The organism is Rossellomorea sp. SC111 (assembly GCF_024733565.1).
Taxonomy (GTDB): domain Bacteria; phylum Bacillota; class Bacilli; order Bacillales; family Bacillaceae_B; genus Rossellomorea.
The window spans coordinates 1-23,724 of record NZ_JANIOC010000022.1; the positions used below are offsets into that span (position 1 = coordinate 1).

Below are 23,724 nucleotides of genomic sequence, written 5' to 3' on the forward strand. Positions count from 1 at the left end.
TCGTCCTGAGCCAGGATCAAACTCTCCGATAAAAGTTTGAATAGCTCTTTAAAAATAAATCTAGAATTAACGTTGACGTATTGTCTTGTTTTGTTCAGTTTTCAAGGTTCAATGTGTAAGTGCTTCTCTCGAAGCGACTTGACCATCATATCAAGAATGCAGTGTGTTTGTCAACAACTTTTTTTGAAATGTTTTGTGATCTCGCTGAATGTTGTTATGTAACCCGCTGCTCTCTTGCGACGGTTTTTAAAGTATATCAAGCTATTAGATATTCGTCAATAGATTTGATAGATTTATTTCAAAAACTTTCAAACCTTCCTAATAAGAGTTCATGATCCTTCGATTTAACCATCCTCTTTCTTCTATAATATAATATGGACCAAAATAAAACCGGCTCACCTTCCGCGATGGAAGGTGAGCCGGTTTTTAATTGATCATTAGTCGATCTTAATTACGTTTTCGTCGTTACGGTTCACTTTACCAGGCTTCTCGATTGTCACTTGTTGACCTTCTTTCAGGTTCGTGAAAACAATCGGTGTCATGATGGAAGGCGCGTTTGCCTTGATGTAGTCAAGATCCACTTCCAGTAATGGTTGACCGGCTTCTACCTGGTCCCCTTCTTTTACTAGAGCTTCGAATCCTTTACCTTCCAGCTTCACTGTGTCGATTCCTACGTGGATCAGGACTTCACGGCCAGCTTTGGACTCAAGTCCGATGGCATGCTTTGTCGGGAATACGTTCACGACTTTACCTGCGATAGGAGAAACGATTGTTCCTTCAGTCGGTACGATCGCGAAACCGTCACCCATCATTTTACCTGAGAATACTTGGTCAGGAACTTCTGTGATGTCTTTGATCTCACCAGTGATCGGAGCTACAAACTTTTCGTTGTTGCGTTCAGTTTGAAGGGCATCCGGATTCACTTCTTCGATCTGTTGCTCTACTTCTTCGTTTGCATTTGTTTCTACTCTGCGTGGAGCTTTCCCACGGATGATGTCTTGCATTTGTGACTTGATCGTGTCTGATTTCGGTCCGAAGATCGCTTGGATGTTATCTCCCACTTCAAGTACACCTGAAGCACCAAGTTTTTTCAGACGGTTTTTATCTACTTGCTTCACGTCATTGACAGATACACGCAGACGAGTGATACATGCGTCTAAGTGAGCGATGTTTTCTTGTCCACCCATTGCTTCAAGGATGTTGTATGGAAGATCGCCAGCTGAACTTGCCGGAGCGTCATCTTCATCTTCATCCACGTCTTCACGACCAGGAGTCATAAGATTGAACTTACGGATAGCGAAACGGAATCCGAAGTAGTAGATGAATGCAAACACGATACCTACCGGGATGACGATCCAGGCATTCGTTTGCGGGTTAATCAGTCCGAATAGAATGTAGTCAATTAAACCACCTGAGAATGTCATACCGATCTTTACATTTAACAGATGCATCGTTAAGAATGATAAACCTGCGAAGATACAGTGTATTCCAAATAGTACAGGTGCTACGAATAAGAATGAGAATTCGATTGGTTCTGTGATACCTGTCAAGAATGAAGTCAAGGCAGCAGACGCCATGATTCCACCTACAACGGCTTTACGCTCCGGCTTCGCTTCATGGTAGATCGCTAATGCCGCTGCTGGAAGTCCAAACATCATGAATGGGAATTTACCTGTCATGAATGTACCGGCAGTAAGGTCTTGTACACCATCTTGAATTTGTTTCATAAAGATCGCCTGATCCCCACGTACAACGTCTCCCGCTGCAGATGTGTAAGAACCGAATTCGAACCAGAATGGAGCATAGAAAATGTGGTGTAATCCGAATGGAATTAGTGAACGTTCAATTACACCGAATACAAATGCTGCCAATGCTCTATTTTCACCAAGCATAAAGTTTGAGAATGTGTTAAGGCCATCTTGGATCGGTGGCCAAATCAATAGCATTAATAATCCCAGTACAACGGAAGATGCCGCTGTTGCAATTGGAACAAACCGTTTACCTGCGAAGAATCCTAAGTATGAAGGAAGTTCGATTTGATAGAAACGATTGTACATGGACGCCGCCAGGATCCCGACGATGATACCGCCGAATACACCCGTTTGTAAGGTAGGGATACCAAGAACCAGCGCAAAAGCCGGATCCACACCGTCACCAGTTACATCACCGATACCTAATCCTTCAACTGTACCCATTGTTACGTTCATGATCAAGAAACCAACGATAGCGGCTAGACCGGCTACCCCTTCCCCACCGGCGAGGCCAATGGCAACACCGACTGCGAAGAGCAGTGCCAAGTTTCCGAAGATAATTCCACCCGCTTGTTCCATTACGCTGGCAACGGTTTCAACGCCGCCGTTATTAAGGAATGGGGCAATGTCTAGAAGCGTTGGATTTTGAAGAGCATTACCAAACGCTAGTAAAAGTCCGGCTGCTGGTAAGATCGCAACTGGAAGCATTAATGCTTTACCGACTTTTTGTAGTACACCAAAAGCCTTTTTAAACATGTGAGTTTCCTCCCTTTAATTTTCATTTTTCGACTAATTAGATGATTGCGCCAACAAAAAAGGCATGAGAAAAGAGGATAATGAACGTATATGGATAGACTACCCCAAAATACACGTTTCAATTATCTTCTTCACTCATGCCTGATCGTATCAGTAACACGTAAGAAAGATAAGTACATTAATTCACTTTATTTTGAATCCGTTGAAGATGCATCGTGAGGTATACTGCCTCTGCATCGTACACGGGCTTTTGCAATGTTTGCTGCATCATCTTAATCAGCTTCCATGATAGATTATAGCAGACCGGATATTCTTCTTTCAACAGTTTTGCTATTTTTTCTGGTTCTTCTACTCTTTCTTCCCGTAAAACCCGTTCAATCGTATAACGGATATGGCGTATGAGCCTCATATAATCGACGCTCTCTTTATTGATTTCAACGTCCAGCTGTTGTTCGATCATCCCTATCAGGCGACTGATCAACTGAGAATGTTGGTTCACTTCGGAAAGATCCTTGTTCATCATGGCGCTGTGAATATGAAGGGCAATGAATCCCACTTCCCCTTCAGGCAAATGGACATCGGTCATTTCATTGATCATGCCGACGACTTCTTTCGCTATTTCATATTCAAAAGGATACAAGGTTCTTGTTTCCACCAGAAACGGATTTCGGATCTCCATTCCTCTCATCAATCGGTTAATCGCAAATAGAATATGGTCTGTCAGGGCGATATGAATATGTTCGTTAAGGAATGAATTGGTTCTTTTCCTGATCAATTCGATGGCGGAGATAATGACATTTGACATATCTTCATTTAAAAAAGGGAGAAGGTTTTTGTACTGTTCCTGTTCTTTTTCCCCTTTTAGGACAAACATCTTCTCGGCAATATCATTTTGGATGGGATCGCCCTTTTTCCGGTTGAACCCTATCCCTTTCCCGATCAGCACGACTTCTCCGTAGCTCTCGTGAACGGCAATCAATACGTTGTTATTTAAGACTTTTTTTACATTTAAAGTAGACATACTCAATTCTCCCTATATATTCGACCATTTTCGACACTACCCGATTCCATGATTCTAACGAAAACTGACCCTTTTTTCAATTGATACTTCTTACCTTAGTACTACTTTCTCTACCTTTGTTGCTATTTCCTTTATTTATTTTCTACACTTTCTCCGATAAAAACCAGAAAGAAGCTGATCTGCGAGAGATCAGCTTCTTGATGAAGGTTGTCTAAACTTATACCAGGAAGATAAAGTACATCACAAAGATCACAAACAGGAAATACATGATTGGATGAATTTCTTTCGCGCGACCTTTCATGATCATCGTGATCGGGTAGAAAATGAACCCGATGGCGATACCTGTTGCAATGCTGTACGTTAGGGGCATGGCGACAATGGTCAGGAATGCCGGTACAGCTACCTCGAATTTCTTCCAGTCGATTTCACCTAATGACGATACCATGAGCACCCCGACAATGATAAGGGCAGGTGCTGTCACAGCCGATGTGATGACGGCAAGTAACGGGAAGAAGAAAATCGAAAGGACGAACAGGATGGCGGTTACGACAGATGCAAACCCTGTCCTAGCTCCTGCAGCAACCCCAGCAGATGATTCGATATAAGACGTCGTTGTAGACGTTCCTAAGATGGCTCCGACTACCGTTGCACAAGAATCTGCGAATAACGCTTTTCCTGCACGCGGTAATTTGTTCTCTTTCATCAAGCCTGCCTGATTGGCTACCGCCACGAGGGTCCCGGCTGTATCAAAGAAATCTACGAATAAGAACGTCAGGATGACCACAAGCATCTGAATCGTGAAGATACTGCCTGCATCATTGAATAATGGTTCCAGCGCTGCCCCGAATGTCGGAGCAAGACTTGGTGCCGCGTCCACTACTCTTTCCGGTGTATCGATCAGGCCTGCGATCATTCCCACGACGGCCGTTACGACCATCCCGATGAAAATCCCACCTTTAATACCTCTTGTCATCAGTATAACCGTGATGATAATTCCGAAGATCGCAAGTAACGTAGTTCCCTTCGTTAAATCTCCAAGTCCCACTAAGACGGCATCGTTATTTACGATGATTCCTGCGTTTTGAAAGCCGATGAAGGTAATGAATAATCCGATCCCCGCTCCAACAGCGTATTTCAACTCGGCCGGGATCGAGTTAATGATTTTTTCCCGGATCCCCGAAAGTGTCAAGGCGATGAAAATCAGTCCCGAAATCAATACTCCCGTTAAAGCAGATTGCCAAGGTACGCCCATCGTTAAAACGACTGTATAAGCGAAAAAGGCATTCAAGCCCATCCCCGGTGCCAGAGCGATCGGATACTTGGCGATCAATCCCATGATCAACGACCCGATGGCTGCAGCCAATGCTGTTGCCACGAACACTGCACCGTAATCCATTCTCATGCTGTCCGGAAGATCCGGAACAGATTGAAGGGTTAACGTGAGTGGGTTAACGATTAAGATATAGGCCATCGATAGGAACGTGGTCAATCCCCCGATGATCTCCCTTTTATAATTCGTTCCTAGCTGGTCAAACTGAAAGAAATTCCTCATTCTTGTACTCCTCCTATAGAGTCGCCGTAGAAAATAAAAAAACCTCGAACTACCAGAGTTCAAGGCTTTGACTGTTAAGATCAAGATCAATAAGGAACGATAAATACGGTCCTATCATCCATCACCTCGTAGTCAAGCCATTTACGGTAGCTTGGTAGAAACGCTCGGGCCTTATTCCCGAAATTATACGACGTAATACTTTTATAATGTTTTGTTATGATTACAGGTACTATTGTACCAACGTGATTTCAGTTCGTCAACTTAAAATACGAACATTATTATAAAATATTCGCATCAATGTTCGTTTAATACAAAAAACTACAGGCACCCTACCGTTTGTCGAAAAAATTCGATCCGGAGGAAGCCTGTCAGTTAATTATCCCAGTTTATTATTCCCACTCAATCGTTGCAGGTGGCTTACTCGTCACATCATACACCACGCGGTTGATATGATCGACTTCGTTCACGATGCGTGTTGAGATTTTCTCAAGTACTTCCCATGGGATACGCGCCCAGTCGGACGTCATTCCATCGATGGAAGTGACGGCACGGATTCCGATTGTGTAGTCGTAGGTCCTTGCGTCACCCATGACACCGACACTTCGGATGTCCGGAAGAACGGTGAAGTATTGCCAGATGTCACGATCGAGGCCGGCTTTCTTGATTTCGTCACGGAGAATGTAATCAGACTCACGGACGATTTCAAGCTTCTGTTCAGAAATTTCACCAAGCACACGGATACCAAGACCCGGTCCCGGGAATGGTTGGCGCCATACGATTTCATCCGGAATACCGAGTTCAGAACCTAATGCACGCACTTCATCTTTGAATAATGTGTTAAGTGGTTCAATCAGGGTGAACTGCATATCTTCAGGAAGCCCGCCGACATTATGATGGGACTTGATTGTTTGTGCAGTCGCCGTACCACTTTCGATGATGTCTGTATATAGCGTACCTTGTGCAAGGTATTCAATGCCTTGAAGCTTCGTCGCTTCATCGTCGAACACGTAAATGAATTCATTTCCGATGATTTTACGTTTTTGTTCAGGGTCGGATACACCTTTTAATTTATTCAAGAAACGATCCTGGGCATCCACTTTAATCACGTTCATGTTAAAGCCGTCAGAGAATGTCTTCATCACACTGTCAGCTTCGCCTTTACGAAGAAGTCCGTGATCGACGAAGATACATGTCAGTTGATCACCGATTGCTTTATGGATCAATACGGCCACTACAGAAGAATCGACCCCGCCGCTTAATGCGCAAAGGACCTTTTTGTCCCCCACGGTTTGACGGATCTTGTCCATTTCCATTTCAATGAAGTTCTCCATGGACCAGTCGCCTGTGCACCCACACACTTCAAATACGAAGTTCTTCAGCATTTCGTTTCCGTGTTCTGAGTGTCGTACCTCAGGATGGAATTGTACTGCATATAACCCTTTTTCCTCGTTACTCATAGAAGCGATCGGGCAAGAAGGATTTATTGCGTTCACATCGAATCCTGCAGGAGCTTCGACTACAAGGTCCCCGTGACTCATCCATACGACTTGCTCTTCAGGAAGATTTGAGAATAATTTTGACTGCTTCTCGATGTTGATGGCTGCTTTCCCGTACTCACGGTGCTTTGCGCGTTCCACTTTTCCGCCAAAGTGCATCGTCATAAGCTGCATGCCGTAGCAGATCCCGAGAATCGGAATATCCAGATCAAAGATACGCTCATCGCAGCGGAATGAATCTTCACCGTACACACTGTTCGGTCCGCCGGAGAAAATGATCCCCGTTGGATTCATTTCCTGGATTTCTTCAAGGGTAACTGTATGCGGATGGAGCTCACTATAAACACCAAACTCACGGATTCTTCGCGTTATTAATTGATTGTACTGACTTCCAAAGTCCAAAACGACGATCATTTCCTGATTGTGCAATTCTTCTTTACCAAGCATTCAGTTCACCTCTTCTGTTTATTTACCTACTACCATCTATTTGTTGTTAGCATTCCAAAAAAAATATAAAAAAAACTAGACTTCGCCTTAAAAAAAGGCAGAATTCTAGTTTTTTGCATACACGGATGTCAACTAAGAACACTGCCTTCATAGTCCAGTCATTTAAGGTGACCGGGTAGATACTTTCGAACCGTATTATCGAGGATATACGAAGGATGCTAACGAACGCTATTTGAATTTGACATCATTTTATACTTTGTAATCAACCGGGTCAACCGGTTGTCCTTTTAATTAAATTTTCCCATAATTCCCTCATCTTCATCCAGTCTTCTGATGTAGGCTTCTGTCCGTATAATACACGTTCATAATTATTGGTCAGACTGGTCATTTCACGGGTACCGAAGAAGGAATCGATGTACCTTGAATACCCCCGTAAAGTCTGACCGTCATCCATTTTCAATCCGTATCTTTCCAATTGTTTCATAAGGGACAGGTAGGCTTCCGAGAATACATCCCCCGATGACTTCCTGCGATAATAGAAAATCAGGACATAAGGTATCCATCTTCTCCTCACAAGGTATAATGAAATCGCAATAATGATCAATAGAATAGTTCCCATCACAATCTTGCCCCAATTATCCACAACGAATGACGTAATGTCATCCCACAGCTTGGACAGAGAGAATCCATCATCGGAAGACGCGGTATCTTCCTCAGGCTGGAGGGGTTTTTTCGGTGTTTCTTTTTGTTCAGGCAAAGGAACTTCGTCAGTATCTGAATCAGGTATATCAAGGTCATACTGATAAGAGACATTGTTGCTGAAACCGACAGTAGGCTCAAACGGAACCCAGCCCACTTCCGGGAAGAATACCTCTACCCATGAATGGGCATTGTTGTTCGATACTTCATAGAGTTTATTCGTCGAATCGACCTGCCTGCTGTATTCCCCTTCTGTATAGCCTTTGGCCCATCTCGCCGGAATCCCGAGTGAGCGGACCAGGACGACCATGGAAGTAGAGAAATTATCACAGTAACCGCGCTGCGTTTCAAACAGGAACTGATCTACGTAATCCTGCCCTTCTTCAGGAACCGGCACATCGAATTGATCGTATACATAGGCTTCCTTTGAAAAATATTGCTCAATCGCTCTTACTTTGTCATACCAATTATCCTCTTCTGCCGTAATTTCAACGGCCAGATCCTTGACGCGTTGAGGAGTCGTATCGGGCAGCTGGGTGTAGCGATCGACGAATTCAGGCACCTGCATGATTTCCTGGTCTTCATTGGCCGCCTTCATCTTCTTCTGCGAATAGGATGGAGAGCGGTAGGACAGCTCATACTCGTCAAGCTTGACCGTTTCATCGGGTTCTTTATAACTCGTCACTTTTTCATCTACGGGATTGAAGCTGAAATACCCATTTTCATTCCCGTTGATCACTTCTACCCCATAAGGATAAACGACATGGGAATAGGTACGATTCACCATGACCTTCTCATTTTCAAGGGCTTGCTCTTCATCCGATTCCGGTGAAGGGATCGGTACCTTTTTTCCCGACTCAAACGTAAGTGGGTCCTTCTGATTGTCAGAAACGGACTGCTCCCATCCTTTCCCCGTATATAAATCCTTCGATTCAATTTTCCAATAATGTTCCCGTGTCACCTCCGCATTGAAAATGACCGTGGGATCACCGACAAAGGGTCCTCCAAGCTTAGTATCATCCGTATCGTAGCCAATCTTGTTGACACCACTTCCACCGGCATCCTCAGAAAAGGATTGAAGATACGGGACAGGATCCGGCCAGATCGGATCGGCTTTAGGTGCTGCAAATGCAACAACCGAACTGATCGTAAGCATTACCGTCAGTGGAACGATCCAGCGATGGCGGCTCATCTTGGAACCAAGGAGCTTTTCTCTTTGCACCAGCCTCTCAAGGGCCAGCAACCCCATGAGAAGAAAGCCGAAAATGACGACGCGTATAATCGATTTATCCCCTTCATATACCGTGAAAGTATCAATCAAACACACATAAGTGACCGTCATCACATAAAACAGAAGAATCGTTTTTCGAACAGATAACCAGTAATGAATCAAGTACGTCATCAGCCACAGAAGCACAAAGAACAACAAGCTTCTATACTCAAAAGACAAACTTGGCCATTCCCGCCCGAGAGTCAATCCGAGATTCTCCCATAAATCATGACTGAACTCCTTGAACCACTTGGGAGATAAAAAAGAGCCCTTGTAGTACAACCCATGCAGACTGTAAAGAACAAAAAGGATTTTCACAGATGCCGTGATAGCAAAATGAATCCGGAAATAAGACAGTGTGAGTGCCAGGGCAATAAAGACAATAAAATAGGTCAGACTCGCAGTGTCCGTCACAACTTTAAGTGGTTTTAACCACTCCCATAATAGTAGAAATCCAAAGAAATACGTCACGATCTTGAAATAGGTATTTGCTGTCTCTTGCCTCATGCCCGTTTCACCTCCAGAAATGCCGAGGAAAAGTCGCCTTCAAAGCATACCTGCAATCGAATGCCGCGCGAAGAGGCATAGGCTTTCAACGATTTCTCTTCCGCCGTGTACGCATCCCCTGCCCTCTTCACTAAAAAGATGACGACAGAGCTGTTCCGCTTCGTATACTCATTTACGCTCATAATCATTTTTTTGGAAACGGATGAGGTCACGAATAGGACCGCAGCTGATTGAGAATAGTTCAATCCTGCTCCCTGCAGGACTTTCCCTAAAGCAAACGGGCTGTCCTGCCTCACTTTCGCCAAGTGATAATTCAGCTGACTCAAGTGCTCTTCTCCCCCCCTGATTGGAAATGAAACATGATCTCCACCAATTGACACAAGGCCGACCTGAGCCCCCTTTTTGACGATGGACCTGATCATCGATGCCGTAAAGGTCACCATCGCTTCAAACGCTTGGGATGACTCCCTGTCGAGTACAATGAGGACGTCATGGGACTGACGTTCCTCAAACTCCTTCGTCATCAGCTCATTGGTCCTGGCAAAGGTCTTCCAATGAATCCACGAGAAGCGGTCACCCGGTTGATACTCCCGGATACCCGTCGCCATCGTCGTATCCTTTTGAATCTTCACACTCGAAGTCGTCATCCCCTGATCATATCGATTCTCAAGCGGTCGATAAGGGACATCGACGATCGACGGGTAAACAAGGAGCCTGTCGACGCAATCCACCGTGGCTTCCTTTTCGAAAACCCCAAAGAAATCACCTGTTTTAAATCTCACTTTAGAAAAGATGTGTTCCCCACGGGGAAGCTCATCGATATAATAGGTCAGTTTGATTCGATTCCTGAACCCGGGATGAATCATCGCCTTCGCCTTTTGAAAACCTGACTGATGAAAGACAGAATCAGTCACCACATCCTCCAATACCAAATAAAACAGAGGAAATGGCAGCTTCCGGGTCAGGGTGATCGTCACCTTCAATTCGTCCCCTGCCTTGTACTCGGCAGATTCAAAACTCCGCTCCACGTAAAACTCTGATAACGGATATAAGAACACAAAAACCGAATAAAGGGAAAACGGCAAAAAACTGTAGAACAAAAACCAGCTCACAAACCCACCTTGAAACATCGCATACGAAAAAGTCACGCCCATCAAAATAAGAAGGAGCAGAAACTTCCCAAGCGGTTTAATAAATTGAAGTTTCGTCTTCATCTATCTCACTAGCCTTTGTACCGGGACCGGTATCCGCGCCATGACTCTCTCCACCACTTCTTCAGGGGTAATTCCTTCGTATCTCGCTTCCGATTTCATAATGATCCGGTGAGAAAACACGAAAGGTGCCAGGAACTGGACATCGTCGGGAACTACATAATCCCTCCCCCTTAAATAGGCATAGGCCTGACAAGCCTTCATCAGGGCAATCGATCCACGGGGGCTCGCACCCAGATACACATTCGCATGGATCCTCGTACGGTTCGCAATCTCCACAATGTACTTCTTAATGGTGTCATCCACCAATACTTCCTTGACATCACCTTGGATATATCTCAATTCCTCAAGGGTCATAACAGGCTCCAATTCATCGATCGGCGGAGTCCGCTGGGCGCGGTGAAGAACCTCCATCTCTTCTTCCGGTTCCGGATACCCCATCTTCATCTTCAAAAGGAACCGGTCAAGCTGTGCTTCCGGAAGCGGATAGGTCCCTTCATATTCAATCGGATTCTGGGTCGCCATGACGAAGAAAGGCTTATCGAGCTTTCGCGTCATCCCGTCAATCGTCACGCTGCTTTCTTCCATTCCTTCTAGTAAAGCGGACTGTGTCTTCGGTGACGTACGGTTGATTTCATCCGCAAGAATGATGTTCCCCATGATCGGTCCAGGTCTGAAATTAAACTCCATCTCTTTCGGGTTATAAATCGATACCCCGATCACATCAGAAGGCAGTAAGTCCGGCGTAAACTGAATTCGCTTAAAGCTCGCTCCCACAGATTTCGCCAATGCGCGGACCATCATCGTCTTCCCTACACCCGGAACGTCTTCAAGCAAAACATGTCCTCCGGCAAGCAGGGAAACGATGCTAAGTTCCGCTACCTTTCTCTTCCCGATCATGACTTTCTCTATATTATCAATGATACTTTGCAACTTCGGATTCACCAGTTCATGTGACATCGTACCCCTCCTGAATGATTCAAACTCATCTTTAACTATTACTACTTTCGTTTAAAAAGTCGAAAATCCTCTATAAAATGGGAAATTGGTAGATAAATTTTAGGGAATTGGTAGGATATGAGGATCTTCGAGGAAATGGACATTGCAGATTTATGTAGAAGCATCTTGCTTCCATCCAATTTAAAAAGCCGATTCTCCATTATACGAGAATCGGCTTTTCCACTGATTATTTCCAAAAATCATCAAACACCGTGACAGGCAGATGACGTTTATGCTGTGTTTTCAGGTAATGACCCTCAATGGTTTTCTTGGCTTCAGCAGGTACTTCTTTCCCTTCCAGGTAATCGTCCAGCTGATCATACGTGACGCCAAGGGCTTCTTCGTCCGGGAGCGACGGGCGATCTTCCTCCAAGTCTGCTGTCGGTTTCTTATTGTATAAGTGTTCCGGACAGCCGAGCTCGACTAAGAGCATTCTCCCTTGACGCTTGTTCAGGCGGAAGAGGGGGACGAGGTCTGCCGCTCCATCTCCGTATTTCGTGTAGAAGCCGGTGACTGCTTCAGCAGAGTGATCCGTACCGAGGACCACGCCATCCTTCATGGCAGCAATGGCAAATTGCACCTTCATCCGTTCACGTGCTTTTTCGTTTCCTTTCACGAAGTCGGAAAGCTCAATGCCGTTTTTCTTCAATGTTTCTACGCTTGCATCGACTGCGGGTTGGACATTGACCGTCATCGACACGCTCGGGTTAATGAATTCCACGGCATCAATGGCGTCCTGGGCATCTCCCTGTTCCCCGTAAGGAAGTCTGACGGCATAAAAAGCATAATCCGATGACCCTGATTCCTGATTCATTTCATCGATGGCCATCTGAGCCAGCTTTCCTAGTAATGTGGAATCCTGACCTCCTGAAATACCAAGGACCAGACTTTTCATAAACGAATGCTTCTTCAAGTAAGCCTTCATAAAGTCGACGCTTCGACGGATTTCTTCCTGCGGATTGATTTCCGGGGAGACCATCATTTCTTCTACGATTTGTTTTTGAAGAGAATCCATGTTTTCACACTCCATGTTAGGTTTTATTACATCATATTATACCTTTTATCTTACCCAATCACAGGCATACTTACCAGTTTTCGCTTTGTTTTTCTTTCACTTCTGCTTTTACACGATGAATCAGATCCATCTTATTGTTCCAGCACTCTTCACTTAAATCCACAGGGTACTCTTCCGGGTTCATGGAACGCTTATATTCATCCCATAACAATTCAAGATTTTCATTCACGAAGTTTCTCATTTCTGATAGTGGAGGCGTATCATATACAAGCTCGCCGTTCTTGAATACCTCCACATGAAGTTCCCTCGCTTCGAAATTCGTGACGAACTTACTGATATACGTATGAACGGGATGGAACATCTTCAACCGTTCCTGACTTTCCGGGTGCTCATGCTCCAGGGCAATATATTCACCCTCTGATTTATGATTAACCGTATTGACGATGCGGTAAACCCTTTTCATCCCGGGAGTTGAAACTTTCTCCGCATTGCTCGAGATCTTGATCGTGTCTTCCATTTCACCTGACTCATTTTCAATGGACACAAGCTTATATACGGCACCTAACGCAGGCTGATCGTACGCTGTGATCAGCTTCGTCCCCACACCCCATACATCAATCTGTGCTCCTTGAGCCTTTAAGTTCAGGATTGTATACTCGTCCAGATCATTGGAGGCAATGATCTTCGTGTCCGTAAAGCCTGCATCATCCAGCATCTTGCGGGCGATCTTGGATTGATAGGCCATGTCCCCGCTATCAAGACGGATCCCCTTGAAGTTGATCTTATCGCCAAGCTCCTTCGCCACGCGAATCGCCGTCGGTACACCGGATTTCAATGTGTCATACGTATCGACTAGGAACACACAATCCTTATGGCTCTCCGCATACTTATGGAACGCCTGATATTCATCCCGATAAGCCTGAACCATGGCATGAGCGTGGGTTCCGGAAACCGGCATGCCGAATAATTTCCCTGCACGGACATTACTCGTCGCATCAAAGCCGCCGATATACGCTGCCCGCGTTCCCCAAATCGCTGCATCCAGCTCATGGGCACGTCTTGTCCCGAACTCCATCACAACCTCATCCTGTACCACCTGCTTGATCCGGTTCGCCTTCGTCGCAATCAACGTCTGGTAGTTCACGATATTCAAGATCGCCGTCTCCAGTAACTGAGCCTGAGCAAGTGGCGCCTCCACCCGGAGAAGAGGGACATTCCCGAACGCAACCTCCCCTTCCTCCATGGACCGTATCGTCCCGGTGAAACGAAGCTCCGCCAAGTATTCCAGGAATGCCTCCTCATAACCCAGCTCCCGTAAGTACTCGATATCACTCTCCGAGAAATGAAACTTTTTCACATATTCAATGATCCGTTGGAGCCCGGCAAATACCGCATATCCATTGCCAAAAGGCAGCTTTCGAAAGAACACTTCAAAAACAGCCTTTCGATTATGGAAATCATCATCCCAGTAAGCCTTCGTCATATTGATCTGATACAAATCTGTATGCAACGCTAAACTATCATCTGCATAGTTCGTCATGTATTTCTCTCCTTTAAGCTATAGCCAATTGTAGGTCTTATCTATTCTAACCAATATTGGGTGGGATATCGAATGATTAGTTTAAGTTTGGGTTTTAAACAAGCGTTTGATTAAATTTATGTTCTTTGCGGGGGGAAGTCATTTAGTTATAGATAGACATAACTAAGCTGAATCGATTCATCAAATTAATAAAGGCATTAAACGAAATATATGAAAGTCTTGTTAAGCGTTCTAATGTGTTCTGATTAGTCAGTTCCCCGTCACAATAACGCATTAGTATGCAGAGGGACTGACCCCAAATTCTTAGAACTTTTCTACACTTATTTTATACATGTTTTTCTCCCATCCTATTCTTTATTAGTATTGTATTTTTCATTAATAATCTGGTTCATTTCTTCAAAGTTAGCTTCGTTTAGATTGTGCATATCTTCTTCAAATACTTTCTTCATACCGAGGATGTTTTTTCTCCTCTCATCAACTTTTTCATTTAAATAATTGAAAGCTTCTCCTGTCACCCTTTCATTTTTCTTTAAATAAAGCAACGAGCCCCTCAAATTGTTGGTTTCTTCCAAGTTAGTACTACCCCAGTCTGCAGCGAATTGAAAAATATCACTCGTATTCAATACTTTTCGAGTAAGGTTATCTCCTAAAGCTTTCGTTCTCCAAGATTCCCACTTTTCAGCAATTTCCTTCGCTCGGTCAAACTCGTTTGTTAATCCATCGAGATTATATACATTGGCATAGGAGCCATCAGCAGATTTCGCTACCTCTTTTAATTGTTTTTGTCCAGCTGCATCTACATCGAAACCAATAACATTGACAATAGGTTTTACATTCGATTCTTTTAGTTCTTTCGCCGCTGTAATTGGATCCCCGTCACAAGTTTCAATCCCGTCACTGACAAGATAAATAATATTTGTATTTTGATCAGCCGGGTACATTGAGAGATCTTCACTCGCTTTTTGAAGGGAATTAGCGACAGGTGTCCAGCCCTTTGGTTCAATATTTTTTAACGTACTGCTCATTTTGTCCTTATCATAATTCGAGAAACCAAAGACTCTTTCATTGGCTTTACATGATAATTCTTTATCCTTATCACTTCCGGTTCCCTTATGACCATATACTCTCAAAGCAATTTTTGCGTCACTAGGTAAAGACTCGGTGAATTTTGAAATAGCTTCTTTCGCTAATTCCATTTTTGATTTTCCATTGACTTGAGCCTTCATACTACCACTTGCATCTAAAAGGATTTCAACGTTTAGGTTTTCTTTGAATTGATACCTGGGATCATCTATTTCTGGACTGCCAAATGATTTTATTTTAAGCATTTCTATCAATTGGTTTGGATCTTTATAATCTCCCGCAAACATTTGAACAAGGGTATTCCAATAAGCCTCGTAAACTTCTTCACCTTCCGTACCATTTAAATTGGGGAGTTTCTCTAATTCTTTCACAATCTCAATTTTATCTTCTTCTTCTCTAAACAGATTGTTCACAAATGGTCCTGCAGGATAATTGATTATATCTTCCATCTTCTCAGGAGCAACAGGAGAATCGCTAATGACTTCATACCTAACAGATTCCTTTTTATCACTTGGCTTACTTTCTTCTTCTGGTTCTTCTACGCTATTAGAAGTAGTATTGGTTGATTTAAAGTCTTTCTGTTCTTCTTTACACCCCGCTACAACAATTAATATAGCTAAAAGGATAGCAATAAAGGATACACTCGATTTGTAATTATTAACCACTCGTTTCCCCCCACTTTTTTAATAAAAACATAGTATAAAGGAACAAGCCTAAATAGACTACTTGCTCTTATATTATGACTATTACTCAATCATGGGAAAATGGGGTCAGTCCCCCGTCACATGGAAGATTTTCCCGATCCCCCAATATAACAACCCGGATAGAACCCAGATTACTAGACCGAGAATAGGCCCAAGTAAAAGGGAAAAGAAGAAGATCCCCCCAACGCTTGTATTCACCCGATCAGCGATATTAGCAGAAGACGCTGCATCCAAGACGGTGGACATTCCTGCTAAGCTGACCAGCAGAAAGACCCATGCAAACTTTTTGTTTTCTAATATGTAACGAATGGATAATCGAGGTTTCCTCCAGATCTTTACTAACGGATTGAATTTTTGGATTGATTTCACTTCGGTAGCTGTGTCCATATAAATCTCCAATCTACTTTTATTTTTTTAGTTTTTCAGAACCTGCGGAAATTTAGTTGCTTTTCTATTAACAGCTGTTGGGTTCTGTATGTGATGTACACCCCCTCAAATCGTGGGCAGATGATAATTTTCGTTACAAGATGCTTAATTATTGAGTATTAATGTTGTACTTCTGCTCTAATGCTTTCATGGCGTCTTTGTAACTTTTTTCGTTTATTGCTCTCAATTCTTGCTCGAATTCCTCAACTTCAGCATACATCCATTCATGATACACTCTGTTTTTCTCTGAGAGATATGTATTTGATTCTGTATCCATCTTCCCATGATCAGCGAGAATAGATAAGAATAAGTCTATTTGAGTTCTTTCTGTTGTTACCTTTACACTTTCTTGTGTAATGTATCCAAATATGTCTAAGCTGTTTTGTACTTCTTTTAGTTCTATAGACTGCTTACCTTTGCTTTTCCACTTTTCCCAAGCTTCAGCAACACTCTGTATCTTCTCAAGCTCCGATTTTAAACTTTCTTGGTCATCAACATTCTCATAAATACCCTCAGTGGCATCAGCGATATCCTTCAACTGTCTTTGACCATTGGTATCCACATTAAATCCAATAACATTAATAATTGGTTTTAAATTTGAATCATATAGCTCTTTAGCAGCCGCTACCGGGTCTTGGTCACATGTTTCTATTCCATCGCTAACCAAATACACAATATTATTATTGTTATCACCTTTAAATGTAGATAGATCCTTTTTAGCCTCATTAAGCGCAAGAGTTATTGGTGTCCAGCCAGTAGGTTGAACTTGGTCTACAGCAGATTGGAATTTAGACTCATCTATAGGCTCGATTGAATAGATCATTTCTGAACTATTACAAGATAACTCCTTGTCGGAATCTGCATTACTGCCCTTGTGTCCATATACCCTAAGTCCAATTTTGGTCCCTTCAGGCAAGCTTTCAACGAACCTCTTAATCTCTTCTTTTGCAGCGTCCATCTTTGTAGTGCCGCCAACATCCTGTGCCATACTTCCAGAGGCATCCAGTATGATTTCTACATTTAGATTCTCTTTAAATTGATACCTGGTATCTTCTATTTCGGGGTCCCCGAAAGACTGAAATTTCATTTGTTTGATTAAGCTTTCTGGACCTTTAAAATCCCTTTGAACTCTCTTTAACAATTCCTGATAATAAAAATCCAATTCCTTCTTGGAAGGATTATTCTGAATATCAGGTAAATCCTTGAATCTTTCAGCCACTTTATCCTTGTCTTCTTCAGTTAAGGTTGGAATTCTCTCGGAATCTTTCCCGGCAGGCAAATCTTCTAATTCTTGATATGTTGATGGTAATGGAGCAACCTCTACTTCTTCATTTGAAGAAGTAGTAAAGGTTGCTTTTTTAGATGGATTATTATCATCATCTACCTTTTGGGAAGTGTTTTTTTGAGTAGTTTGATCCTCTTTGTTCTCATTTCCACAACCTACCATAAAAATAGACAAAACGATTAAAATCTGTAGGATTACCTTCAAACGGTTCATGTTCACACCTCAAATATAAATCCATTTAGATGTTTGAAATAATTCTATTCATTTCTAATAAAAAAGCCTGAAGTTCACTTCAAGCTCCTGTTCCTTCTTTCATCTGAATCTGATGAAGATGATTTTTTCTCATATAGGGTAATGCAGTCCCAACTACCACAGCGGTAATGGGCAACCCACCATCACCCAGCAGCCATTCCAGTACTGAAACCGGGACGTATATCGCATAGAAGAAAATCATCAGGAATAAATAAAACCTTCTCCAGCGTTTTTCTTTTTTGGACATCTTCATTCCTCCTGTCATTTTTACTCATCAAGGAACCGTTCTACCTCTTTATTTTGAAAGTTTGAAAGCTCTTCAATAAAGTCGACTTTAGGTCCAGCCGAGGTTTGAAACAGGTCTTCCTTGATGTCTTGAAAAAAACCTTTAAAGGAGGTTCCTTCCATGGTGTTTGAAGCATGGACAAAAACTTGTCCGTCTTTTATGGTAAGGGTGGCATCTGTTAAATTCCCATCATTTTGTATGATGGTCGATTTAGCTTGAGATACCATGTCAGGTAAAGTTTGTTGGTAAATTTCTTCTCCCAAAATATCATCCAGCTTATCCTTACCTAGTCCATGACGTAATTCCTCTGTTAAAACAATATCTATTGCTTCCAGCTTGATCTCATTTTCCGAATAATCATTGTACCCGGCATCAGATCTTAATTGTATTTCCTTTTTTTCAATCTTCTCTTCTATTGATTCAGGATGAGAATCCACTACTCCAATAATTTCTCTACTCTCATATTTCTCAATTGCCTCATCCAATTGATCATAAAGAACGGACGTGGCCGCTAAGCTTGCCTGCTGTGCGGTTGTATTCGCTTCTTCCTTCACCGCAAATATCTTGGAAAGATTAAAAACAAACACAAACAGGACCATCATAATACTCAGTAACCCTATCATAAAGAGTGCTGCATTCCCTCGTTCCTCCTGAAGATACGCTTTTACTCTAGCTCTCATTTTTTATCACCTTGCCAGAGGCTGTAGAGGTAAACGAAATAGACGGAGTTGCCCCCCCAGGAAAGATCTTCTTCGGAAGAAATACTAAATCAATTTCCACATCAACACTCGTGGTAAAATCCTTATTAGCCATACCTGACGCTCCCGAAAAGGTTAAATACGATCCCCCGGCATTGACGATTTTTTTCGCCGCCTCCGTCGCCTCAACTGAATCTTCAGTAATCGAATACACCTTGGCAGCTTCGTTTGCGGCCGATTGAGCAACCACGACGGCTTGTACGCTTACGATGAGCTGCCAGGCAATCATGACGACCAGCAGGATAAAGGGGAGTATCCCTAAAAATTCAATAGTGGATGAACCTTCTTCACTTTTCAGTTTGTCTTTCAGCTTAAACATAACCCTCTCACATCCTCACTACACAAGCTTTCGTAATCCTGCTCTCCACTTTAATGTGTAGGTTGTTAATAACACTAAAAAAACAGGGTAGAATATCATATTAGTAATCATTTGCACGCCTGCTATCGCCGCGTATGAAGAAGTAATATTTAAAATAAGCCCATTTAGAACAATTCCTACTACCATCTCTATGATTCCCCATAGTAATAGCAGCAGAATAATCTTAATGAACTTCTTTTTGAACAATAGACCTGCTTCTTTAATAGACTTCCACACCGATTTGTTGTCTACTATTGCAATGATTGGAGCCGTGATGAACACAGCCATAATCACAATCCCTGGAATAATAAAAAATGCAAAACCTATTATTGATAGAATGCTGATCAGGCAAGCAAAGAGAAAAATAGGAAAGCCCTTTACTACAAAAGTATATAAAGCGTTTCGCAGAGAATTCTCCCTGCCTTCTAATTCGTTGAACGTATATTTCACAAATGGAATTTGAGCGTAAATGAAAAACAGAATGGTAAAAAGGGCATAATAAATATCCGCTACAGAATAGATTGTCCCTACGTTGGGAGTAACTGCATAGATATAATTCGTAATAAGAGAATGCAATAACAATAACGGTAATTGTACACATAGAATGATCACTAAAATCTTCTCAAACCTTTCCCCGATAAATGAGAAAGTGTGTCTTATTGGCTTATCCATATTATCTCACCTCAGGGTTTTGGGTAGCGTAGATCTTGTTTGTAGCGCGGGAGTTTTTCTTTTCCAATTTTCCTCATGTCGTTTGAAATTATCTCCACTTGTTCATGTGCTGGTAAGTGAGCAATTTCTTTTTCAGGTCCAAAATCTTTAATGCTCCTCTTTGTGTCATCTATATTATTTGAAATTTCTTTTAAGACTGTCTGATCATATTCTGATAGTTTTTGAACCAGATTCAATCTCTTCATTTCTTTATACATATTCCTTAAGTCATTAAAAGACTCAATTAATGTTTTACCTTGAAGATACTGAAGTCTATTTACATGAGACATAGCTTCAATTACCTTACTCTCTTCTTGTTCATCTAAGGTATTGTGAACCAATATATGATTATCGTAATGGTGGGTATAGGTTTTTATTTTTAGTTGTAATTCTACTAAAAGGTTTTCTAATTCACTTATCTTTTCTCTACCTTTACTTAAATCATCATTCTGGTTACTCTTTAAATAATCATCTAAAACAGTATATATATTTCTAAATGACTCTGGGGAGAGATTCATTTTTGCTTTTTCAATTTCAAAAAATTTATTTACATATGCTGTAAACAAAATGAGCTTTTCAAAAGCCTTAATTGCATCATCTTCAACATATTCCCCTTCAGAAATTACTGTGTACCCCTTTAATTTATTTCCCCTTTCATAAATTGCCAGATAATAATCTACATTATTAATCTCATAACTGAATGGGTTAATGAGTACTTTATTTTCTAAAAATTTCTTGTGCTTATTTGCTTGTTTTTTCAAGATTTCAAAATTCATTTATGTGGCTCCTAACTATTCAAGGGGGACTAGCCCCCCTATTTAATTAACTAAACCATCCTTTAACTTTTGATATTCCTTTTCCAATGGCTTTAGCAGTGTTTTTTACTGGGTCTTTTGCGAATTTTTTTATACCACTCCAATTGTCGGCCACAAGCTTGGTTAACTTAGAAGCTCCCCAAATAGCTGCACCACCGGCAATCATTACTGCCCCAGCTGCTTGACCACCTGGAAAGGCAGCAGTTACTACTCCTGCGTTCATTAGTAAATCACCAAGGTTACTTGATGCCTCTGCAACAGCTGATACTTTCTTATTTCCGGCTACATCTGAATTCAATACATCATATGCTTTAGCACCATTAAAACCAAGCTCAAATGCTGAATAACCTGCACCCACCGCAGCTGTGGCAAAGTTAAATTTGGATATGGACCCTACCTTTGATAATCCCGAAAGTAAATCACTAGCATTGTCAGTGGCCGTCAATACTCCTCGAGCTCCACTTTGAGCGTCATCTAAATTTCTAACGGTCTTTAAAATTTGGTAATCTTTTATTGCACCAACTGCATCTATTGTTTTTAAAGTCCCATCATGAATATCGGCTATTCCATTCACGAATCCTGGCGTTTTATCCCCTAAACCAACTTTTACTCCATTAAGAACTAAAGAAGAAAAGAATGTACCATTCGGTCTATATCCATTGGGATTAGCTTCAAAATCAAAGTTCATAAATTCACTTATCATATTCACTTGTCCGCCAACGACATCATTACTTAAGTATTTGGCTACCTCATACCCCATCGGAAGTTTAATATCCGTTGGATCACCACTAAATGAGCTAGCCGTTTCCCCTCCACGAGGATTCGTAGGGTCTCCTTCAAATGATCGGCCATTCGTGCCATTTCCATCAAAGGGATTTCCGTTTGTATCATAGCCTACAAACGGGTTTCCATTCGTTCCATTACCGTTAAAAGGATTCCCGTCCGTTCCATTACCCTGAAACCCGTTTGGCGTCCAACCATTCATTACCCAAGGATCCATATACCAGGGCGCGTTAGACCAATCAAACCCTTCCCAGGATTGTCCATTCGTTCCTTGGCCATTTGTTCCCTGACCTTCAGTACCGTTACCTTCCCAATCATTTCCCTGTGTTGACTTACCTTCCCACGGATCCCCTTCCCATTTGAATTGCTGAGGGTCCCACGGGCTTCCTTCCCAAGAATCACCTGTCCACGGATTCCCGTTCCACGGCTTGATGGTGGCACTTGCGTATATAGGCAAGGAAAATGATTGGAAAAGAACGATGAGTAGAGCCAACAGTACAAAAACCTTTTTGGTCAGTCTTTCCATCATCGTTCCATTTCCTTTCTATGTGTAAGGTTTTATGCTTTACTCATCGATGTATAATTTCTAATTGGTATTCGTGTTGTATTTTTCGTTAATTTCTTTTCTTAAATCATCAATATTTTTATCTCTACTCATTTCCAGATCTTCTTTTATTTTCTTTTCGGACTCGTCGACTATATCTTTTGCCTTATTTTTTCGTTCCATAAGTTCTTTCTTTTGTTCAATAGTAATCACATCTTCTAAAGAAAGATCAGCAATGATCCCATATAAATTATTATTTTGGATGTCTGCCATTAATGAATAATCATTTGTATAGCTTAGGATGTCAAAGTTTGCGTCTACTTTTTTGGCATCAGCATCATTGAGTGCGTCATCTTTCCAATCTTCCCAACTCTCTAAAACATCCTTTGCACGATCAAATTCTTCTTCCAGTTGTTTAGCATTGGTCACTGTTGTATAAACCCCGTTTGTGTTATCAGCCAGAGATTTCAATTGCTTTTGGGCAGCGCTATCCACATTAAATCCGATGACATTGACAATTGGTTTAATATTAGAATCAGCAAAGGTTTTAGCATATTCAACAGGATTTCCGTCACAAGTCTCGATCCCATCACTTACAAGATAAATTAGATTCGTATTATCCTTTGAATCGTATTTGCTGAACGCTTCTTTGGAAGCCTTCAATGCCCCTTCAATAGGAGTCCAGCCACTCGGTTCAAAACTGTTTAATGCTTTATCAAATTGCTCTTTATTATACTTATCAAACCCATATACCTGTTCCACACTGGAGCAACTCATTTTTTTGTCTTGATCCGAGCCAGATCCTTTATGGCCATAGACCCTTAGAGATACGTTGGCTTCTTCAGGAGCGGTGGACAGGAAGTCATTAATGGCTTGTTTTGCAAGGTCCATTTGAGTTTTACCTTCCACATCATTCTTCATGCTCCCACTTGAATCCAATATTATTTCAATATTGTAATTGTCTTTAAATTGGTATCTTTCATCGGTAGTATTGGGAGTACCTGACATGCTGTATTCCCACTTTTTCACAAGGTCTTGGGGGTCAGGGAAATCAACCGCTGCTAATGAATATAGATACTTAAAATATTGATCGTACTCTTCCTCACTTGGATCCTCACTTAGTGATGGAGCATTTTTCACCTCTTTAAACAAGGTAGGTTCGAATTCTTCACTCCTAATGGGTTCCCCAAAAAATTTTCCTGGTAATTGGCTAATAACTTCCTCTGCTGAATTAGGTACCTTAGGAATACTACTGTAAAAACTTTCAGCCTCTTCTTCGTTATTCTCTTTGTCCGACGTCTTTTTTTCTTTGTTATCCTTTTGCTCTACCTTACTTTGGCTGGAAGGTTTCTCATTCTGCTTCTCGCTATTACACCCTGACAATACAACTGCTAGCGCGAGCAGAATAAAGAGGTGCTTTCTCATGCATATCCCCCTTGATGAAAATCACTATAT

The 23,724-nt window shown here is 42.0% G+C and carries 19 protein-coding genes and 2 riboswitches; all 19 genes read right to left on the reverse strand.

Annotated elements, in window-relative coordinates; genetic code table 11:
• Positions 1 to 437: 437 nt before the first annotated feature.
• The 19 genes from ptsG to NQ095_RS20850 all read right to left on the reverse strand — a co-directional run bounded on the left by ptsG (position 438) and on the right by NQ095_RS20850 (position 23,694).
• The gene (gene ptsG / locus NQ095_RS20760) at positions 438 to 2,507 is read right to left on the reverse strand and encodes a glucose-specific PTS transporter subunit IIBC (RefSeq protein ID WP_258265279.1); all 2,070 of its coding nucleotides are present in this window, start codon (positions 2,505 to 2,507) and stop codon (positions 438 to 440) included.
• Positions 2,508 to 2,685: 178 nt separating this feature from the next.
• Positions 2,686 to 3,528 carry a glucose PTS transporter transcription antiterminator GlcT gene (gene glcT, locus NQ095_RS20765; RefSeq protein ID WP_258265280.1) on the reverse strand — a complete coding sequence of 281 codons (843 nt, stop codon included), beginning with the start codon at positions 3,526 to 3,528 and terminating at the stop codon, positions 2,686 to 2,688.
• A gap of 217 nt (positions 3,529 to 3,745) precedes the next feature.
• Positions 3,746 to 5,080 carry an NCS2 family permease gene (locus NQ095_RS20770; protein WP_258265281.1) on the reverse strand — a complete coding sequence of 445 codons (1,335 nt, stop codon included), beginning with the start codon at positions 5,078 to 5,080 and terminating at the stop codon, positions 3,746 to 3,748.
• Between the two features lie 109 nt (positions 5,081 to 5,189).
• A riboswitch (purine riboswitch) is annotated at positions 5,190 to 5,291 on the reverse strand.
• A 178-nt stretch (positions 5,292 to 5,469) separates the two neighbouring features.
• The gene (guaA, locus tag NQ095_RS20775; protein ID WP_258265282.1) at positions 5,470 to 7,023 is read right to left on the reverse strand and encodes a glutamine-hydrolyzing GMP synthase; all 1,554 of its coding nucleotides are present in this window, start codon (positions 7,021 to 7,023) and stop codon (positions 5,470 to 5,472) included.
• Between the two features lie 130 nt (positions 7,024 to 7,153).
• Positions 7,154 to 7,255, reverse strand: a riboswitch (purine riboswitch).
• 39 nt (positions 7,256 to 7,294) lie between these two features.
• Positions 7,295 to 9,499 carry a transglutaminase TgpA family protein gene (locus NQ095_RS20780; RefSeq protein WP_258265283.1) on the reverse strand — a complete coding sequence of 735 codons (2,205 nt, stop codon included), beginning with the start codon at positions 9,497 to 9,499 and terminating at the stop codon, positions 7,295 to 7,297.
• A complete protein-coding gene (locus tag NQ095_RS20785) occupies positions 9,496 to 10,653 on the reverse strand; it encodes a DUF58 domain-containing protein (protein ID WP_258265284.1) in 1,158 nt (385 codons plus the stop codon). The genes NQ095_RS20780 and NQ095_RS20785 overlap by 4 nt, the downstream gene beginning before the upstream one ends.
• Before the next feature lie 60 nt (positions 10,654 to 10,713).
• Positions 10,714 to 11,670 (reverse strand): AAA family ATPase, encoded by a 957-nt coding sequence (locus NQ095_RS20790; RefSeq protein WP_060675004.1) that lies wholly within the window; start codon positions 11,668 to 11,670, stop codon positions 10,714 to 10,716.
• 226 nt (positions 11,671 to 11,896) lie between these two features.
• Positions 11,897 to 12,724, reverse strand: a complete 828-nt coding sequence (nadE, locus tag NQ095_RS20795) for an ammonia-dependent NAD(+) synthetase (protein WP_258265285.1) — start codon at positions 12,722 to 12,724, stop codon at positions 11,897 to 11,899.
• Positions 12,725 to 12,794: 70 nt separating this feature from the next.
• Entirely contained in the window at positions 12,795 to 14,264 is a 1,470-nt protein-coding gene (locus NQ095_RS20800; protein WP_258265286.1) for a nicotinate phosphoribosyltransferase, read from the reverse strand.
• Between the two features lie 347 nt (positions 14,265 to 14,611).
• Positions 14,612 to 16,012 (reverse strand): vWA domain-containing protein, encoded by a 1,401-nt coding sequence (locus tag NQ095_RS20805; protein ID WP_258265287.1) that lies wholly within the window; start codon positions 16,010 to 16,012, stop codon positions 14,612 to 14,614.
• A gap of 105 nt (positions 16,013 to 16,117) precedes the next feature.
• Positions 16,118 to 16,438 carry a YIP1 family protein gene (locus tag NQ095_RS20810; protein WP_258265288.1) on the reverse strand — a complete coding sequence of 107 codons (321 nt, stop codon included), beginning with the start codon at positions 16,436 to 16,438 and terminating at the stop codon, positions 16,118 to 16,120.
• A gap of 148 nt (positions 16,439 to 16,586) precedes the next feature.
• Positions 16,587 to 17,975, reverse strand: coding sequence for a vWA domain-containing protein (locus tag NQ095_RS20815; RefSeq protein WP_258265289.1), 1,389 nt, complete (start codon positions 17,973 to 17,975; stop codon positions 16,587 to 16,589).
• A gap of 79 nt (positions 17,976 to 18,054) precedes the next feature.
• A complete protein-coding gene (locus tag NQ095_RS20820; protein ID WP_258265290.1) occupies positions 18,055 to 18,261 on the reverse strand; it encodes a hypothetical protein in 207 nt (68 codons plus the stop codon).
• Positions 18,262 to 18,281: 20 nt separating this feature from the next.
• Positions 18,282 to 18,980 (reverse strand): Tad domain-containing protein, encoded by a 699-nt coding sequence (locus tag NQ095_RS20825; RefSeq protein WP_258265291.1) that lies wholly within the window; start codon positions 18,978 to 18,980, stop codon positions 18,282 to 18,284.
• On the reverse strand, positions 18,970 to 19,377 hold the full coding sequence (locus NQ095_RS20830) for a TadE/TadG family type IV pilus assembly protein (RefSeq protein WP_258265292.1): 408 nt from the start codon (positions 19,375 to 19,377) through the stop codon (positions 18,970 to 18,972). Before NQ095_RS20830 ends, NQ095_RS20825 begins: the two co-directional genes overlap by 11 nt.
• A gap of 18 nt (positions 19,378 to 19,395) precedes the next feature.
• Positions 19,396 to 20,088 (reverse strand): hypothetical protein, encoded by a 693-nt coding sequence (locus tag NQ095_RS20835; RefSeq protein WP_258265293.1) that lies wholly within the window; start codon positions 20,086 to 20,088, stop codon positions 19,396 to 19,398.
• An 11-nt stretch (positions 20,089 to 20,099) separates the two neighbouring features.
• Positions 20,100 to 20,903 (reverse strand): hypothetical protein, encoded by an 804-nt coding sequence (locus NQ095_RS20840; RefSeq protein WP_258265294.1) that lies wholly within the window; start codon positions 20,901 to 20,903, stop codon positions 20,100 to 20,102.
• 46 nt (positions 20,904 to 20,949) lie between these two features.
• The gene (locus tag NQ095_RS20845) at positions 20,950 to 22,254 is read right to left on the reverse strand and encodes a hypothetical protein (protein ID WP_258265295.1); all 1,305 of its coding nucleotides are present in this window, start codon (positions 22,252 to 22,254) and stop codon (positions 20,950 to 20,952) included.
• A 57-nt stretch (positions 22,255 to 22,311) separates the two neighbouring features.
• Positions 22,312 to 23,694 carry a VWA domain-containing protein gene (locus NQ095_RS20850; RefSeq protein WP_258265296.1) on the reverse strand — a complete coding sequence of 461 codons (1,383 nt, stop codon included), beginning with the start codon at positions 23,692 to 23,694 and terminating at the stop codon, positions 22,312 to 22,314.
• Positions 23,695 to 23,724 lie beyond the last annotated feature (30 nt).

Bases quoted from the DNA above. Each gene is read 5' to 3' on its own strand.
- NQ095_RS20810 (WP_258265288.1), bottom strand. From the start codon at position 16,438: ATGGACACAGCTACCGAAGTGAAATCAATCCAAAAATTCAATCCGTTA.
- NQ095_RS20770 (WP_258265281.1), bottom strand. From the start codon at position 5,080: ATGAGGAATTTCTTTCAGTTTGACCAGCTAGGAACGAATTATAAAAGG.
- NQ095_RS20780 (WP_258265283.1), bottom strand. From the start codon at position 9,499: ATGAGGCAAGAGACAGCAAATACCTATTTCAAGATCGTGACGTATTTC.
- ptsG (WP_258265279.1), bottom strand. From the start codon at position 2,507: ATGTTTAAAAAGGCTTTTGGTGTACTACAAAAAGTCGGTAAAGCATTA.
- NQ095_RS20785 (WP_258265284.1), bottom strand. From the start codon at position 10,653: ATGGGCGTGACTTTTTCGTATGCGATGTTTCAAGGTGGGTTTGTGAGC.
- guaA (WP_258265282.1), bottom strand. From the start codon at position 7,023: ATGCTTGGTAAAGAAGAATTGCACAATCAGGAAATGATCGTCGTTTTG.
- NQ095_RS20840 (WP_258265294.1), bottom strand. From the start codon at position 20,903: ATGAATTTTGAAATCTTGAAAAAACAAGCAAATAAGCACAAGAAATTT.
- NQ095_RS20830 (WP_258265292.1), bottom strand. From the start codon at position 19,377: ATGTTTAAGCTGAAAGACAAACTGAAAAGTGAAGAAGGTTCATCCACT.
- NQ095_RS20835 (WP_258265293.1), bottom strand. From the start codon at position 20,088: ATGGATAAGCCAATAAGACACACTTTCTCATTTATCGGGGAAAGGTTT.
- NQ095_RS20845 (WP_258265295.1), bottom strand. From the start codon at position 22,254: ATGATGGAAAGACTGACCAAAAAGGTTTTTGTACTGTTGGCTCTACTC.
- NQ095_RS20820 (WP_258265290.1), bottom strand. From the start codon at position 18,261: ATGTCCAAAAAAGAAAAACGCTGGAGAAGGTTTTATTTATTCCTGATG.
- NQ095_RS20825 (WP_258265291.1), bottom strand. From the start codon at position 18,980: ATGAGAGCTAGAGTAAAAGCGTATCTTCAGGAGGAACGAGGGAATGCA.
- NQ095_RS20815 (WP_258265289.1), bottom strand. From the start codon at position 17,975: ATGAACCGTTTGAAGGTAATCCTACAGATTTTAATCGTTTTGTCTATT.
- nadE (WP_258265285.1), bottom strand. From the start codon at position 12,724: ATGGATTCTCTTCAAAAACAAATCGTAGAAGAAATGATGGTCTCCCCG.
- NQ095_RS20800 (WP_258265286.1), bottom strand. From the start codon at position 14,264: ATGACGAACTATGCAGATGATAGTTTAGCGTTGCATACAGATTTGTAT.
- NQ095_RS20790 (WP_060675004.1), bottom strand. From the start codon at position 11,670: ATGTCACATGAACTGGTGAATCCGAAGTTGCAAAGTATCATTGATAAT.
- NQ095_RS20850 (WP_258265296.1), bottom strand. From the start codon at position 23,694: ATGAGAAAGCACCTCTTTATTCTGCTCGCGCTAGCAGTTGTATTGTCA.
- glcT (WP_258265280.1), bottom strand. From the start codon at position 3,528: ATGTCTACTTTAAATGTAAAAAAAGTCTTAAATAACAACGTATTGATT.